General features: G+C 71.7%; 13 protein-coding genes and 1 pseudogene. 7 read left to right on the top strand and 7 right to left on the bottom strand.

All coding sequences use genetic code 11. The features are described 5' to 3' along the window. Positions 1–212: 212 nt before the first annotated feature. Together ACFZBD_RS02035 and ACFZBD_RS02030 are read left to right on the top strand one after the other, a co-directional pair. A complete protein-coding gene (locus tag ACFZBD_RS02035; protein WP_391133754.1) occupies positions 213–1,292 on the top strand; it encodes a dihydrodipicolinate reductase in 1,080 nt (359 codons plus the stop codon). Continuing rightward, the gene (locus tag ACFZBD_RS02030; RefSeq protein ID WP_391133751.1) at positions 1,289–1,768 is read left to right on the top strand and encodes a carboxymuconolactone decarboxylase family protein; all 480 of its coding nucleotides are present in this window, start codon (positions 1,289–1,291) and stop codon (positions 1,766–1,768) included. Before ACFZBD_RS02035 ends, ACFZBD_RS02030 begins: the two co-directional genes overlap by 4 nt. 21 nt (positions 1,769–1,789) lie before the next feature. Here ACFZBD_RS02030 and ACFZBD_RS02025 read toward each other — a convergent pair. Continuing rightward, positions 1,790–3,307 (bottom strand): annotated as a pseudogene (locus tag ACFZBD_RS02025) (GMC oxidoreductase). Between the two features lie 254 nt (positions 3,308–3,561). Between ACFZBD_RS02025 and ACFZBD_RS02020 the strand changes: the two are divergent. Continuing rightward, complete coding sequence (locus ACFZBD_RS02020) at positions 3,562–4,263, top strand: hypothetical protein (RefSeq protein ID WP_391133748.1); 702 nt, start codon at positions 3,562–3,564, stop codon at positions 4,261–4,263. On the opposite strand, the gene ACFZBD_RS02015 is transcribed toward ACFZBD_RS02020, so the two are convergent. From ACFZBD_RS02015 to ACFZBD_RS02005, 3 genes are all read right to left on the bottom strand, one after another. After that, positions 4,220–5,149, bottom strand: a complete 930-nt coding sequence (locus tag ACFZBD_RS02015) for an oxygenase MpaB family protein (protein WP_391133745.1) — start codon at positions 5,147–5,149, stop codon at positions 4,220–4,222. The genes ACFZBD_RS02020 and ACFZBD_RS02015 overlap by 44 nt on opposite strands. Positions 5,150–5,212: 63 nt before the next feature. Beyond that, positions 5,213–6,088: a VOC family protein gene (locus ACFZBD_RS02010; protein ID WP_391133742.1), complete on the bottom strand. Its 876-nt coding sequence runs from the start codon at positions 6,086–6,088 to the stop codon at positions 5,213–5,215. A 136-nt stretch (positions 6,089–6,224) separates the two neighbouring features. Beyond that, on the bottom strand, positions 6,225–6,662 hold the full coding sequence (locus ACFZBD_RS02005) for a nitroreductase/quinone reductase family protein (RefSeq protein ID WP_391133739.1): 438 nt from the start codon (positions 6,660–6,662) through the stop codon (positions 6,225–6,227). Between the two features lie 287 nt (positions 6,663–6,949). Between ACFZBD_RS02005 and ACFZBD_RS02000 the strand changes: the two genes are divergently transcribed. Continuing rightward, a complete protein-coding gene (locus ACFZBD_RS02000) occupies positions 6,950–8,125 on the top strand; it encodes an aromatic acid exporter family protein (RefSeq protein WP_391135878.1) in 1,176 nt (391 codons plus the stop codon). A 15-nt stretch (positions 8,126–8,140) separates the two neighbouring features. Here ACFZBD_RS02000 and ACFZBD_RS01995 read toward each other — a convergent pair whose 3' ends face one another. Beyond that, positions 8,141–8,332, bottom strand: a complete 192-nt coding sequence (locus tag ACFZBD_RS01995; RefSeq protein ID WP_365715707.1) for a hypothetical protein — start codon at positions 8,330–8,332, stop codon at positions 8,141–8,143. Between the two features lie 217 nt (positions 8,333–8,549). Here ACFZBD_RS01995 and ACFZBD_RS01990 point away from each other — a divergent pair, with 217 nt between their 5' ends. The 3 genes from ACFZBD_RS01990 to ACFZBD_RS01980 all read left to right on the top strand — a co-directional run bounded on the left by ACFZBD_RS01990 (position 8,550) and on the right by ACFZBD_RS01980 (position 11,583). Then, a complete protein-coding gene (locus tag ACFZBD_RS01990) occupies positions 8,550–8,828 on the top strand; it encodes a hypothetical protein (RefSeq protein ID WP_391133736.1) in 279 nt (92 codons plus the stop codon). 98 nt (positions 8,829–8,926) lie between these two features. Further along, positions 8,927–9,379 (top strand): SRPBCC family protein, encoded by a 453-nt coding sequence (locus ACFZBD_RS01985; protein WP_391133734.1) that lies wholly within the window; start codon positions 8,927–8,929, stop codon positions 9,377–9,379. A gap of 422 nt (positions 9,380–9,801) precedes the next feature. Continuing rightward, positions 9,802–11,583 (top strand): S8 family serine peptidase, encoded by a 1,782-nt coding sequence (locus tag ACFZBD_RS01980; RefSeq protein ID WP_391135875.1) that lies wholly within the window; start codon positions 9,802–9,804, stop codon positions 11,581–11,583. Positions 11,584–11,705: 122 nt separating this feature from the next. On the opposite strand, the gene ACFZBD_RS01975 is transcribed toward ACFZBD_RS01980, so the two are convergent. Then, positions 11,706–13,283, bottom strand: a complete 1,578-nt coding sequence (locus tag ACFZBD_RS01975) for a GMC family oxidoreductase N-terminal domain-containing protein (RefSeq protein WP_391133731.1) — start codon at positions 13,281–13,283, stop codon at positions 11,706–11,708. Further along, entirely contained in the window at positions 13,280–14,833 is a 1,554-nt protein-coding gene (locus ACFZBD_RS01970) for an amino acid permease (RefSeq protein WP_391133728.1), read from the bottom strand. Before ACFZBD_RS01970 ends, ACFZBD_RS01975 begins: the two co-directional genes overlap by 4 nt. Positions 14,834–14,983: the final 150 nt, after the last annotated feature.

The following is a 14,983-nucleotide window of genomic DNA, read 5'->3' as shown; positions in this document are numbered from 1 at the left end:
TCACCGGTCTCGCATGGGTCGCCAAGACACCCCCTACGGGGTCTCGAAAACCACGCTAGCCACGCCCGCCCCACCGCGCGCGGTGACGCACCGTGACGGACGGCCGCGCCCCGGGCCCACCCGGCGCCACGCCGCCTCCGCCCCGGCCCCGGACGGCGATCGCGTACGTCACGCCTCTAGGAACTGATGGTCCGTCAGGCTAGTCTCCGCGCATGATTCCGACAGTCGTCTGGGGAACCGGAAACGTCGGCCGGGCCGCCATCCGTGCCGTGGACGCCCACCCGGCCCTGAAGCTGGACGCCGTACTCGTCCACACACCCGCCAAGGTCGGCCGCGACGCGGGCGACCTCGCCGGCCTCGGCCGAACCCTGGGCGTGGCCGCGACCGACGACGTCGAGGGCGTGCTCGCCGCCCGCCCCCGAGCCGTGGTCTACGCCGCCTCCGGCGACATCCGGCCCGACGGGGCGCTCGACGACATCGGCGCGGCGATCCGCGCCGGGGCCGTGGTCGTCACGCCCTCGCTCTATCCGCTCTACGACGCGGCGGGCGCCCCCGAGGAGCTGCGCGCCCCGGTCCTGGCCGCCATCACCGAGGGCGGGGGATCGCTCTTCGTCTCCGGCGTCGACCCGGGCTGGGGCAACGACGTGCTTCCCCTGCTGATCAGCGGCCTCGGCACCACCATCGACGCGATCCGCTGCCAGGAGATCTTCGACTACTCCACGTACGAGCAGGAGGACTCCGTCCGCCACCTGGTCGGCATGGGCCATCCCCTGGAGTACGAACCCCTGATGCTCGCCCCGTCCGTCCCCACCATGGTGTGGGGCGGCCAGCTACGGCTCATGGCGCGCGCCCTCGGCGTCGAGCTCGACGACATCACCGAGACCCTGGAGCGCCGCCCGCTCGACACCACCGTGACCACCCGGACGATGGGCACCTTCGAGGCCGGCACCCAGGGCGCCGTGCGCTTCGAGGTGCGCGGGATCGTCGACGGCGAACCGCGCCTCGTCATCGAGCACGTCACCCGGATCCACCCCTCGTGCGCCCCCGACTGGCCCACGCCGCCCGACGGCGCCGGCGCCCACCGGGTGATCGTCGAGGGCCGCCCCCGCATCCAGGTCACCGTCGAGGCCACCGACGAGGGCGAGAACCGGTCCGCGGGAGGCAACGCCACCGCCGTCGGCAGGCTGGTCAACGCCGTCGACTGGCTCGTGGACGCCAAGCCCGGACTCTACGACGCGCTGGACGTGCCCCTGCGCCCCGCGGTGGGCAGGCTCGGAAGGAGACAGCGATGATCATCGACATCCCCGAGGGGCAGGAACCGATCGGTTACGTCTGGGGCGACATGGTCCCCGGGATCGGGATGGCGGCCGCGAACTTCTCGCTGTCGGTGTACGAGCACACCACCCTCGGCCTGCGCGAGTTCGAGGCCGCGCGGCTGCGGATCGCGCAGATCAACGGCTGCGGCTTCTGCCTCGACTGGCGCACCGAACGGGACGGACGGAAGGTCGAGGAGGGCTTCGCGGAGGCCGTGACGGAGTGGCGCACGACCGACGCGTTCGACGACCGGACGCGGCTGGCCGCCGAGTACGCCGAGCGGTACGCCGTCGACCACCACGGTCTCGACGAGGAGTTCTGGTCCCGGATGACCGGGCACTACACCCAGGCGGAGATCGTGGAGCTGAGCATGAGCATCGGCTCCTGGCTGGCGTTCGGCCGGCTCAACCACGTGCTGGGCCTGGACAGCGTGTGCGTCCTTCCCCAGGGCTGAGCCGGCCCACGGCCGCCGCCGTCACAGATCGGTGGCGATGATCTTCTCGATGTTCCGCTCGGCGAGCGCCGTGATGGTGACGAACGGATTGACGCTGGCGTTGCCCGGGATCAGCGCGCCGTCGATGACGTACAGGCCCGGGTGGCCGTGGAGACGGCCGTAATTGTCGGTGGCCCTGTTCAGCACCGCGCCGCCGAGCGGGTGGTACGTGAGGTGGTCGCCCCAGATCTTGGAGCCCCCGAAGAGGTCGGTGCGGTAGATCGTCCCCTCCTTCGCGTTGATCTTGTCGAAGATGGTCTTCGCCATGTCGATGGACGGCTGCTTCCAGGCGGTCTGCCAGTTCAGCTCGACCCTTCCGGTCGCGGGGTTGTAGGAGAACTCGGCCCGGTGCGGGTTCTTGGTGATGGAGAGGTAGAACGAGGCGTACGTCTCGATGCCGGTCGGCAGCGGCGCCACCTCGGCGAAGGCCCCGCCCGCGTCCCAGTTGTCGATGCCGGCCGTGGGCATGGAGGCCTGGAGCTTGCCGGTGGCGTCCCACATGTGGTTGGCGCGCCCGCACATGACGTTGCCGTTGTCGCCCCAGCCCTTGCCGACCTCGCCGTTCAGTCCGGGCAGCGCGCCGGTGGCCCGGAGCCGGGTCAGCAGCTTGCTGGTGCCGACGCTGCCGGCGGCGAAGAACACCTTGCCGGCGGTGACCGTCTTGGTCGCCCGGGTGGCTCCGGAGGTGTCGAGCTCGTCGATGACGACCGTGTAGCCACCGCCGGCCGCCGGGGTGACCGAGACGACCTTGTGCAGGGGTGAGACGGTGACCCGGCCGGTCGCCTCGGCCTGGGCGAGATAGGTCTTGCGCAGGGTCTTCTTGCCGTGGTTGTTGCCGTAGAGGACCTCCCCGGCCAGCGCCGACTTGGGGACCGCCCCGGCCGCCTCCTGCTTCATGTACTCCCAGTCGTAGACGTTGGGCACGAAGACGAAGGGGAAGCCGGAACGCTGGGCGTGCTTGCGGCCCACGCGCGCGTACTGGTAGCAGGCGGCGCTCTCCTACCAGGCCGGGTCCACCTGGTTGACGCCGAGCCCGGCGTTGGCCCGCGGGTAGTAGACGGAGTACATCTCGTCGGCGTTCACGGACGGGAGGATCGCCCCGAAGTTCTCGCGGCGGGGTGTGACCGCCATGCCGCCGTTCACCAGCGAGCCGCCGCCCACCCCGCGGCCCTGGTAGACGGTGATGCCGGCGAACTCCTCGGCGTCCAGGACGCCGGTGTGGCGGGGGACGTCCTTGTCGAGCGGGAAGCCGAGGAAGGTGTGCAGGGGCTGCTTGGTACGGGTGCGCAGCCAGAAGGAGCGGTAGTCGGGCTTGGTGGTGTTGGCGAAGATCTTTCCGTCCGCCCCCGGGGTGTCCCAGGACATCCCCATCTCGACCATGTGGACGGCGATGCCGGCCTGGGCGAGGCGCAGCGCCGCGACCGAGCCGCCGTACCCGGTCCCGATCACCAGAACCGGGAGATGGGCTCCCGGCGGGACACGGGTGGCGGCGTGTGCCATGCCGGGGAGGGTCAGGGCGCCGAGAAGAGAACCTGTTCCAGTGATGAATCTTCGGCGTGATACCACGTGACGTTCCTCTCTGTCGATGGGAAGAGGAACGAGTTCTACTGCCGCTGGCGTAGGAAGTCACGGTAAACCGAAAGGTAACTTATGGGTGGGTCGCGCACCTTGTGCGAGGTGACATTCAAGATAAACCGGTAGATGGCCGACATTCTGCTGAGAGAGCGGACCGATCGAGCCAGGAGCGTGCCCACATGCCGACCACCGCCGACGACCCCACCCTCGGCCGCACCCTCGACCCGGCGCTCGACATCGGCCGTGATCCGTCCGGGGTCCTCGCTCCCGACCCGGCGCTCGACACCGTCGACCGCGCCGCCGCCGAGCTGTACGAGACCGCCGCCTGGCAGGGGATCGTCAGCCACTGGGACGTCTCCGCGGAGCCGGCCGAGGCGACCTCGGCCCCCACCGGCCCGGCCCCCGAGGGGGACTGGCGCGCCCTGCTCTCGGTGCCCGTCGACCGGCTCGTCGCCACCGCCCTGGATGCCCTGCCCGCCCCGCCGCCCCCCGAGCGGCCGCTCCCCGGCCGGCTCGGCGCGATCCTCCCCGACCGCCTGCACAGCTGGCGCCGCATCGGCCGCCCCGACCTGCGGCCCTCCACCCACCTCGCCCACGCCCGCCGCGTCCTCGTGGAGTGGGGCTGGCAGAACCGGCCGTACCGCCTCCGCGACGCCAGGGGCGCCCGCTGCGTCTGCGGCGCCCTGCTCACCGCCCACCGCCTCGGCTACGGCAGCGCCGACACCATGAACCGCTCCGCCGCCTGGCTGGTCACCGAGCTGCGCGTGCAGGGCTGGACGGACCTCATCGGCCCCTGGAACCGCGCCCCAGGACGCACCGCCGACCAGGCACTCGCCCTTATCGACGCGACGATCCGCCGGGCCGCGCTCGCGGGAGAGTGACCGCCTCGCCCTCGTCGTACGTACGCGGCCGGGGCGCCATCGCCCACCGGATCGACCCCGTCACCAGCCGTCCGCCCACCCGCGCCCCGTCCCACACCGGGCCGGGCAGGCGCGGCAGCCCCAGAGGCTCCCGGGCCCAGGGCGGCAGCAGCTCCACCGAGGCCGCGGCGAGCAGCGCGTACGGCGGGCGGGCCTGCCAGGGAATCGGGGGCCGCAGCAACAGGAAGCGGGCGGTCTCCCGGGAGTCCGGCGTGGCCCGCAGCTCGGCGCGGTACGCGTCCATCCGCTCCGCCAGTTCGGCGAGGCTGCGCGGGGGATCCGGCACGCCGAGTTCCCGCGCGATCCGGGCCGTGTCCGCCACGTACCCGTCGTAGCCGGCGTCGTCGAGCGGGGCCGCCCCGTACGTGCGGTGCGCCCGGAGGAAGCTGTCCACCTCCGCCACGTGCACCCAGCACAGCAGGTGCGGATCGGAGGCGTGGTACGGGACACCGTCCGGCGTGGTCCCGCTGACCCGCTCGTGCACGGCCCGGACCCGCTCCACGGCGTGCCGGGCGTCCTCGTCCGCACCGAACGTCGTCACGGCGAGGAACGCGCTGGTCCGGTGCAGCCGGCCCCAGGGATCGCCCCGGAACCCGGAGTGGGCCGAGACCGCCGCCATCGCGAGGGGGTGGAGCGACTGCAGGAGCAGCGCCGTCAGCCCTCCGACGAACATGGAGGCGTCGCCGTGGACCGCGCGGATCGGCCGGTCGGGGCCGAACCAGCGGGGACCCGGCGCGCCGTGGACGCGGGCGCGCGTCCGGGCGCCCGAGGGGCCTGCCACCCGGCGGAAGAGCGTGGCGCCGAGCCGTTCCCTCAGATCGTCGACGGTAGGGGGCTGCCATCCCATGCGTTCAGTATGCGTCCGGAGGGGCGGACTCCGGCCGGGCGTGACGCGGAAGGCTCCCGCGCCTCAGACGCCACCGGCGTCCGAGCGGTCGGTGTCCGGGCTTCCGCTGTCCGGACGTCCCCTGTCCGGGCCGCCGGTGCCCGTGCCGTCCGCGAGGGCGCCGTCCGCGACCGTGAAGAGGCCGCCGTCCGGATCCCGCAGGATGATCTCGCGCCCCCGCGCCGTGGTCACCACCTCGGAGGCCTTGCCGCCCCCCAGGCTCAGGGCGGTCTCGACGGTCTTGTCCACGTCCTCCACACGGAAGTGGACGTGCCAGCGGGGCCGGACCTGCGGGTCGGGCGCGGCCTCCACAGCCCCGCCGGAGATCCGGGCGACGGTGACGTCCCGATGGCTCAGCACGACGTGGTCGTCCTCGTACGAGACCTGGCAGCAGTCCGGCCGCTCGCTCGCCCAGTCCAGCACCTCGGCGTAGAAGATCGCCGCGTCGAACGCGTTCCTGGTCCGCAGCTCCAGCCAGGCGGGGGCGCCGCCCCGGCCCACGCTCCAGTCGGGGATGAGCTCGCCCTCCCAGATGCCGAAGACGGCCCCCTCCCGGTCCGCCGCGAGCGCCGCGCGGCCCGTCCCGAAACGCAGCGGGCCGACCGCGACGGTGGCGCTGCGCTCCCGGATGCGGGCCGCCGTCAGATCGGCGTCCTCCACGGCGAAGTACGGCGTCCAGGCGACCGCCACCGCCAGCCGGGGCGCGAGGGCCCCGACGCCGGCCACCGGGGCGCCGTCGCGGAAGGCCACGGAGAACTCCTCGCCCAGGGGCGTGGGACGGAACTCCCAGCCGAACAGGGCACCGTAGAAGGTCTCGGCGGCCCGCAGGTCGCGGGCGAGGAGGCTGACCCAGCAAGGGGCGCCGGGCACCGTGTGGCTCGAGGTCGACACAGACTTCATCCATCCGTCCTGGACGCCTGACAGCTTCACATCCCACCCCACCCCACCTCACCCCCGGCAAGATCGCCATTCCGAGGGGGGACGGAGCGCCCGCACGGCGGCCGGCCGCGCGACCCGCCCCGTACCCGCACCGGGGTCAGCCCAGCGGTTCCACCACGAAGACGGGGATCTCACGCTCGGCCTTGCGCTGGTAGCCGGCGTAGTCCGGGAAGGCGGCCACCGCCCGCTCCCACCAGACGCGCCGCTCCTCGCCGGTCACCAGCCGCGCCCGCATGTCCCGGACCTTCGGCCCGTCCCGCAGTTCGACCACGGGGGAGGCGACGAGATTGTGGTACCAGACGGGGTGCTTCACCGCTCCGCCGTTCGAGGCCACCAGGGCGTAGACGCCCTCGTGCTCCACCCGCATCAACGGCGTCTTGCGGATCTTCCCGCTCCGGGCGCCGACGTTCGTGACCAGGACGACGGGCAGGCCGCGGATCGTGGTGCCCTTCGTGCCGCCGGAGGACTCGTACAGCTCGACCTGCTCGCGCACCCACGTCGACGGGCTCGGCTCGTACTCTCCTTCGAGCGGCATCCTGACTCGTCTCCTTCGCCTGGTCCGACGCGTCCCACGCGTCTGTCGGGTCCGGCCCTGACCCCGCGGGCCCGGCCGGCGTCGCGCGACCGCCCCGGTCCGGGGACGGCGCCGGCGCGATCCGCCGCCCCGACGCTATCCGACCCCCCGCCGGCGCGCACGTGTGCCCCGCACGGCGTGCGAAGCGGCCCGAGTTGCGAAAACCTGGGGGAGCCAGGAGACCGCAGCGCACACGGAAGGACCGGGGAAACCACGTGGCGGACGTCCGCACCGCGCTCCGACGACCGATGGCCCAACTGCTCGCACGGCGCAGAGAACCGGCCGTCGTCCAGACCCTTCGCTCGACCGCGGCGGCGACCATCGCCTACGTCGTCGCCCTCCAGCTCAGCAGTGAGGCGGCGCCCCTGACAGCGCCCCTGACGGCGCTGCTCGTCGTCCAGGTCACCCTCTACTCCACGCTCACCACCGGCATCCGCCGGGTCAACGCGGTCGTCGTCGGCGTGCTCATCGCCATCGCGTTCAGCGTCCTCGTCGGCCTCACCTGGTGGAGTCTCGGCCTCGTCATCCTCGCGGCGCTGGTGGTGGGGCGGTTCGTGCGGGTCGACGAGTTCGTCCCCGAGGTCGCCATCAGCGCGATGCTCGTGCTCGGCGTCACCCAGGTCGCGAACACCGCCTGGGACCGCGTCCTGGAGACCCTGATCGGCGCCGTCGTCGGTCTGCTGTTCAACGTGCTGCTCGTGCCACCCGTCTGGGTGGGGACCGCGGGGGAGTCCATCGAGGAACTCTCCCGCCGCATGCGGCAACTGCTGCTGGGCATCGGCGAGGAACTCACCGCGCCCACCCCGGTGGAACAGGCCGCCGCCCGGCTGCACGAGGCGCGCCGCCTCGACAACGACATCGCGGACGTCGACGCCGCCCTCCGCCAGGCCGAGGACAGCCTGCGCCTCAACCCGCGCGTCAAGGAAGGGCTCCTGCACCGCATCGTGCTCCGCACCGGCCTGGACACCCTGGAGATCTGCGCCGTCGTGCTGCGCGTGCTCGCCCGCACCCTCACGGACCTCGCCAAGGCCCGGCAGGACGAGGACCTGGTCCCCGTGGAGGTGGGGCCCGCCATCGAGGAGCTGCTCTCCCACCTCGCCGACACCCTGGTCAGCTTCGGCGTCCTCGTCACCACAAGGGTCAGCGAGAGCGCCGACGCCGCCGAGGAACGCCTCACCGGCGAACTCCTCGCCGCCCGAGCCGTCCGGGACAACGCGGCGGAGCTGCTGCTCGGGGTCGTCCAGCGCGAGCCGCGGCAGTGGCAGCTGTACGGCGCGCTGCTGGCCGAAGTGGACCGCATCCTGGACGAACTCGACCTGGACCACCGGTCACGCCGTCTGATGGAGGAGCTGGACCGCCACTCGCGCGAGCGCAAGGAGAAGCGGCCGCGGCTGACGGCGCTCCGGGAACGCATGGGTTTCTGAGCCCGCGGGCCGTCGTCATCGCCGGTCGTTCATCAGCTCCTGGAACGAGTGCATGCAGGAGGCGCAGTGCCGGTCGGTCTTGTCGCGCTCTTCGGTGGGCACGCCGTGCAGGGACTGGCCGCACAGGGCCGTCCGGTTGCCCACGGGGGCGACGTGCCACACGAAGACCCCGTCCGGGGTCGCGATGCCGACGTGCATTTCGTACATGGTCGTCTCCATGCTCGGCGGGCGGTTGCCCCTCCAGTGCACCGGAGACCGGGCCGGTTGCACGCCCGGAGCGCCGCTGTTCGGGTGACGGGCCGGTGACCGCACCCGCGGTGACCTGGACGGATACGGAGCGCTACCGTCCCGCCCGCGGGCCGGGGGAGAGATGGCTACGCTGGATGCGGAGCCGCGGACGGCGCGGCCCGGCGGGAGGCGACCCATGCGACGACGCCACCACTTCCACATCGACCACGCGGGGCATTCCGTGAGCGCGACCGTGCGGATGGGGCACGGCGGCGCGGTGGAGGTGCTCGTCGACGGCAAGGAGACGGGGTACGCCAAGCTCTCCGGCGACCGTCCGGTGGCCGTGACCGTCGAGCTCCCCACCGACCCGCCGTCCCAGGCGGTCGTCCACGCGAGCCCCGGCCCGGGCGAGCCCCACTGCGCCCTCGAAGTGGCGGGAGCCGAACCGAAGCCGATGTCTCCGCGGTCCTATTAGGCCGTGTTCCGAAACTCCCCGCCCTCGAAGAGGTGTGAGTCCTCCGGTCGAGGTTAGGCGGATCTCCGTAACAGTCCCCAACCGATAAGGGTGTTCCCATGTCGAAGGTCGAGGAGTCCGTCGAGGTCGAGGTTCCGGTGCGCGCGGCGTACGACCAGTGGACGCAGTTCGAGACGTTCCCGAACTTCATGGACGGTGTGGAGCGGATCGAGCAGCGCACGGACACGCTCACCCACTGGGTGACGGAGATCGGCGGAGTCCGCCGCGAGTTCGACGCCGTCGTCACCGAACAGATCCCGGACGAGCGCGTCGCCTGGACGACCGTGGAGGGCGAAGCGCGGCAGGCCGGCGTCGTCACGTTCCACCGTCTCGACGACACCCGCACGAAGGTCATGCTCCAGATGGACTTCGCCCCCGAAGGGCTGACGGAGCAGGTCGGCGACAAGCTCGGGTTCGTCAAGCGGAAGGTCACGGGCGATCTCAAGCGGTTCAAGTCGTTCATCGAGGAGCGCGGCGGCCACGAGACGGGCGCCTGGCGCGGCTCGGTGTGACGCCCCGTCGCGTGAAGCGACCCGGCGCCCCCGCCTGATCGGGAGCGCCCCCAGGCCCGACGGCCTGGCCCGGACGATCCGACCGTCCGGGCCAGGCCGTCGGGCCTTGTCGTCGGACGTGTCACCTTCCGCCGCGGGCGGACGGCGTCGGCGGTCCCGGCATGAGCACCGCTCCCGAGAGGACACGACCAGGGAACGAAGCGGTGCATCCCGTTCGAAGACCACCCCGATCGCCACCCCGCCAGGTCAACACTGGGTAACGCAGACGGTCTTGTCGGACAGAATCCTTCCTTCCGCCCGGATCGTCTGGGATCTTGCGTCCACCCCACACATCACAGGGCCCGGCCGGCGCCACCAGCGCCACCGGGCCATCGGAGGACGCATTGTTTTCCCACATATCCAGCCGGCTGAGACACTCCGCCCTGGCGGCCGTCGCCCTCGGGGCGACCGTGGCCCTCGCCGCGCCCGCGGGAGCGGCGCACGCGGCGCCGATCGCCATCCCGGAGCCCTCGTCCCCCTCGGCGCGCACCGCGACGGCGCCGACGGCCACGACGGCGGCCTCCACGGCCTGGGCGGCCGGCACCCGCGCCTATCTGGTGATCACCGCCCCCGGTGACACCTCGGCCGCGCGCACCGCCGTCGCGAACAACGGCGGCTCCGTCTTCGCCTCGTACGACGCCATCGGCGTGATCGTGGCGCACTCGGCCTCGGCGGCCTTCGCCTCCTCGATGCGCGCCGTGAGCGGCGTCCAGCAGGTCGGCGCGACCCGGACGTCCGACGTCCCGGCCGACGCCTACAACCCGGCGATCCCGCCCAACCCGACACAGTCGGCCACGACGCTCACCGAGTCCAACCGCTGGGACATGACCCAGATCAAGGCGGACCAGGCCTGGGCCGTCACGACCGGATCGGCCACCGTCAAGGTCGGCGTCCTCGACACCGGCGTGGACGACCAGCACCAGGACATCGCGCCCAACTTCAACGCCGCCGACTCGGTCTCCTGCGCCTACGGCAAGGCGGACACGCGCGCCGGCGCCTGGCGCGACGTCGACACCCACGGCACGCACGTGGCCGGCACGATCGCGGCCGCCAAGAACGGCAAGGGCGTCATCGGCGTCGCACCGGGCGTGAAGATCTCCTCGGTCCGCATCGCCGAGAAGCCGAGCGGACTCTTCTTCGCGGAGAACACCGTCTGCGGCTTCATGTGGGCCGGTGACCACGGCTTCAAGGTCACCAACAACAGCTACTACACCGACCCGTGGCAGTTCAACTGCCCGGACAACGCCGACCAGGCCGCCATCATCGAGGGCGTGCGCCGGGCGCAGGCGTACGCCGAGAGCAAGGGCTCCCTCCAGATCGCGGCGGCGGGCAACTCCAACTACGACCTGGCGAACAAGACGACCGACTCGGAGAGCCCCAACGACTCCACCCCGGTCAGCCGCACGATCACCAACGCCTGCATCGACATCCCGACCGAGCTGCCGGGCGTCGTGACGGTCGCCGCCATGGGCAACGGCAACGTCAAGGCGTCGTACTCCAACTTCGGCAACGCCGTCATCGACGTCGCGGCCCCCGGCGGCGACGGCGCCTCCGGTGTCTACTCGACGCTTCCGGGCGGCAAGTACGGCAACAAGAACGGCACCTCGATGGCCTCCCCGCACGTCGCGGGCGTCGCCGCGCTCATCGCGAGCGTCAACCCGGCCCTGACCCCGGCGCAGATCCGCGACCGGCTGGCCACGCAGGCCGGCGACATCGCCTGCCCCTCGGACAGCCGCTGCACGGGCACCACGTCCAAGAACGGCTTCTTCGGCGACGGACAGGTCGACGCGCTCAAGGCCGTCGGCGGCAGCACCCCGCCGCCCGGGAAGTACTTCGAGAACCCGACCGACGTCACCGTCGCCGACAACGCCACCGTCGAGAGCCCGATCACGGTCAGCGGCGTCAGCGGCAACGCCCCGGCCACCCTCAAGGTGGGCGTCGACATCAAGCACACCTACATCGGTGACCTGAAGGTCGACCTGGTCGCCCCCGACGGCACCGTCTACACCCTCCACAACCGGGCCGGCGGCGGTACGGACAACCTCGTCCAGACCTTCACCGTCAACGCCTCCGCCGAGGTCGCGAACGGCGTCTGGAAGCTCCGCGTGAACGACAACGCCAGCCAGGACACCGGCCGCGTCGACGTCTGGAACCTGACCTTCTGACAGGTCCGGGAGGGCCCGCCCCGCGAGCCCCGACCCGCCCCCGGGTGACAGCACACGGAGCCCGCCCCGGCCATGTCGGCCGGGGCGGGCTCTCGCAGCTCACGATCCGAGGGAGGCCTCGGTCAGGCGTCCTCACGCAGCAGATCGGCGCACTTCTCGCCGATCATCATCGTCGTAATGCACGGATTGACGGTGACGAGGTCCGGCATGACCGACCCGTCCGCCACCCGCAGACCCTCGACTCCCTTGACCCGAAGACGCGCGTCGAGCGGCGCCAGCGGATCTTCGTCCGCGCCCATCTTCACCGTGCACGCGGGGTGGTAGACGGTGTTGTGGGTCTTGTGGATGTAGTCGAGCAGCTCGTCGTCCGTGTGCACGTCCGGCCCGGGCGCCAGTTCGGCCCCCGCCCAGCCGGCGAGCGCGGGCTGCCCGGCGATCCGGCGGGCGAGCCGGAGACCGTACGTCATCACCCGTACGTCGTGCTCGTGGGTGAAGTACCGCGGGTCGACCTTCGGCTTGTCGCGGTAGTCCCGGGTCCGCAGCCGGACCGTGCCGCGCGACTTGGCCCGGGTGACATTCGGCGTCAGGCAGAAGGCGTTCTCGGACGTCGGATAGCCGTGCCGCGCGGTGTTCATGTCGAACGGCACGGAGCCGTAGTGGAACATCAGGTCCGGCCGGTCCAGGCCCGGCTCGGTGTCGTAGAAGATGCCCGCCTCCCACCACTGGCTCGACACCGTCGGCATGGGCTGCTTCGCCTCCCACATGATGACGCCCTCGGGATGGTCCTGGAGGTTCTCGCCGACCCCGGCGGAGTCCACCACGACCTCCACGCCCACCTCCCGCAGATGCTCGGCGGGGCCGATGCCGGAGAGCATCAGCAGCTTCGGCGTGTCGATGGAGCCGCACGACACCACGACCTCGCGCCGCGCCCGGACCCGCCGGGTGTGGACGAGATCCGGGTCCAGGTACTCGGCGCCCACGCAGCGGCGCCCTTCGAGGAGCAGCTTCTTGGCCCGCACCCCGGTCCGGATCTCCAGGTTGGGGCGCTTGCCCATGATTGGGTGCAGATACGCCACCGAGGAGGACTGGCGGACGTTGTTCTCGTCGGAGTTGATCTGGAACCAGTTGGCGCCGCGCGTCACCGTACGGCCGGTGTTGAAGGGCGTCGTCGGGATGCCGGCCTGGTCACACGCCTTCAGCAGCGCCTCCCCGCACGGGTCCCCGCCCTTGAGCGTGCGGAGCTTCACCGGACCGGTCCGCCCGTGGTGGTCCCCGGGGGCGTCGTTGTTCTCCAGGCGCCGGTACAGCGGGAACAGGTCCGCCGCGCTCCAGCCCGTACAGCCGCCCCGCTCCCAGTCGTCCAGATCCTCCGCCGGCGCCCAGAAGGCGATGCAGGAGTTGTGGGAGGAGCAGCCGCCGAGCACCTTGGCGCGGGCGTGCCGCATGAAGCTGTTGCCGCTGGCCTGCGGCTCGACCGGATAGTCCCAGTCGTAGCCGGAGTCCAGCAGGCCCATCCACCGGTCCAGCTTGAGGACGTTGTCGTCGCCGACGTCGCTGGGGCCCGCTTCGAGGACGCAGACCGTCACGGACGGGTCCTCGCTGAGCCGGGCGGCCACGACGTTGCCCGCCGTGCCGCCGCCGACCACGACGTAGTCGAAGACCTCGTCGGCCGCCTCGGTCGCTGTGCGTGCTTCGGTCATGAGGGGATGGTCTCCTTCGCTGCGGCGGCCGCGGGGGCCGCTTCGGCGGCGTGCTCGGCGAGGACGCCGGTACGGTGCCGCTGTACGAACCAGTAGTAGGCGAAGCCGCCCAGCGCGATCGCGCCGACGAACAGCACCGCGCCCCAGCGCAGGTACCAGTGGAACGGGGCGGCGGCGTTGTAGACGGCCGCGCGCGGCCAGATGAGGTTCAGGGTCATCGCGCCGCCCCACAGCACGGCGAGGATGTTCACCGGGACGCCCCAGCGGCCCAGCGAGAACCGGCCCTCGGCCGGCTTCCACCGGCCGCGCAGCCGGGCCACCAGCATCGGCACGGTCACCAGCAGGTAGGCCACGTAGATCATCACGATGCCGATGCTGGTGACGACGGTGAAGATCTGCGGCTGACGGATGTTGACCAGCAGGATCGCCAGCGCGAGCACGCCGATGATGACGGTCGGCAGGATCGGGGTGCCGAACCGCGGGCTGACCTTCGCCAGTCGCGAGGACGCGGGCAGGTTGTTGTCCCGCGCCATGGCGAAGGCGAGCCGGACCGCCGCCGTGTGCACCGCGAGCGCGCAGACGGTGACCGCGATCAGGACGCACCACAGCATGGCCTTGCCGGCCGTCGGGCCGAGGACGTCGAGGACGACGTACTGCAGTCCGTCGGAGGACAGCTTCTCGCCCCGCAGGTTCGACACGCTCATCAGCGCGAGGATGAGGATCAGTCCGCCGAGGACGAAGGAGGCGACGATCGCCCGGATGATGGCGCGCGGGGCGTTGCGCGACGGGTCGAGCGACTCCTCGCCGAGCGAGGCAGCGGTGTCGAAGCCGTACATCACGTACGCCGAGGCGAGCGAGGCGATCAGGAACGCCCCGAGATAGCCGAACGGCTGGCCGGAGCCGGTGCCGGCGGTCTCGGTGACGACCTGCGGGCCGCGGACGACGTTGATGGCAAGCAGCACGATCAGCACGACCGTGGCGATCAGTTCGAGGAAGACCCCGGCGGTGTTGATCCTCGCCATCAGCTTCACGCCGAAGGCGTTGACGACCGTGGTGAAGAGGATGAGCACGGCGGCGAGGAGCACCGCGTTGGTCGCCACGTCGTACGTCCCGGTGCCGTCTCCCACGAACTGGAAGAAGGAGGAGATCTGCGGGAGCGTCAGTTGGTAGGCGAGGGCGACGGCGGCGATCGAGACGACCGAGGCGATGAGCATCATCCAGCCGGCCAGCCAGCCGACGTGCCCGTTCCCCACCTTCTTCGCCCAGTTGTAGATGGAGCCGGCCACGGGATAGCGCGCGGCCAGCTCCGCGAAGCAGAGCGCGACCATGAACTGCCCGGCGAAGACCATCGGCCAGGACCACCAGTAGGCGGGCCCGCCGCTGGCGAAGCCGAAGTAGAAGAGCTGGAAGGTGCCGGTGAGGATCGAGATGTACGAGATCCCGGCGGCGAAGGTGTGGAAGTTGCCGAGCGTCCGCTTGAGTTCGGGGCGGTACCCGAACTCGGTCAGCTCGGCGTCGTCACCCGGCGGGGACGGCGGGGCAGTGGCCATGGGTCGACTCCTGGGCAGTAGCGATGCGGTCAGGCGAGGGACTGGCGAAGGACTGACGAAGGACTGGCGACGAAGGGGCGGGGGACCGGCGAGAGCGCGGCGCGGGCCGGTCGAGGTGAGGCGAACCAGCCCTGTGGTTCACGAACCGGC

It is taken from the genome of Streptomyces sp. NPDC008121 (assembly GCF_042957155.1).
Classification (GTDB): Bacteria; Actinomycetota; Actinomycetes; order Streptomycetales; family Streptomycetaceae; genus Streptomyces.
This window is presented reverse-complemented; position numbering and strand designations above follow the sequence as displayed.

Bases quoted from the DNA above. Each gene is read 5' to 3' on its own strand.
- ACFZBD_RS02035 (WP_391133754.1), top strand. From the start codon at position 213: ATGATTCCGACAGTCGTCTGGGGAACCGGAAACGTCGGCCGGGCCGCC.
- ACFZBD_RS02030 (WP_391133751.1), top strand. From the start codon at position 1,289: ATGATCATCGACATCCCCGAGGGGCAGGAACCGATCGGTTACGTCTGG.
- ACFZBD_RS02020 (WP_391133748.1), top strand. From the start codon at position 3,562: ATGCCGACCACCGCCGACGACCCCACCCTCGGCCGCACCCTCGACCCG.
- ACFZBD_RS02015 (WP_391133745.1), bottom strand. From the start codon at position 5,149: ATGGGATGGCAGCCCCCTACCGTCGACGATCTGAGGGAACGGCTCGGC.
- ACFZBD_RS02010 (WP_391133742.1), bottom strand. From the start codon at position 6,088: ATGAAGTCTGTGTCGACCTCGAGCCACACGGTGCCCGGCGCCCCTTGC.
- ACFZBD_RS02005 (WP_391133739.1), bottom strand. From the start codon at position 6,662: ATGCCGCTCGAAGGAGAGTACGAGCCGAGCCCGTCGACGTGGGTGCGC.
- ACFZBD_RS02000 (WP_391135878.1), top strand. From the start codon at position 6,950: ATGGCCCAACTGCTCGCACGGCGCAGAGAACCGGCCGTCGTCCAGACC.
- ACFZBD_RS01995 (WP_365715707.1), bottom strand. From the start codon at position 8,332: ATGTACGAAATGCACGTCGGCATCGCGACCCCGGACGGGGTCTTCGTG.
- ACFZBD_RS01990 (WP_391133736.1), top strand. From the start codon at position 8,550: ATGCGACGACGCCACCACTTCCACATCGACCACGCGGGGCATTCCGTG.
- ACFZBD_RS01985 (WP_391133734.1), top strand. From the start codon at position 8,927: ATGTCGAAGGTCGAGGAGTCCGTCGAGGTCGAGGTTCCGGTGCGCGCG.
- ACFZBD_RS01975 (WP_391133731.1), bottom strand. From the start codon at position 13,283: ATGACCGAAGCACGCACAGCGACCGAGGCGGCCGACGAGGTCTTCGAC.
- ACFZBD_RS01970 (WP_391133728.1), bottom strand. From the start codon at position 14,833: ATGGCCACTGCCCCGCCGTCCCCGCCGGGTGACGACGCCGAGCTGACC.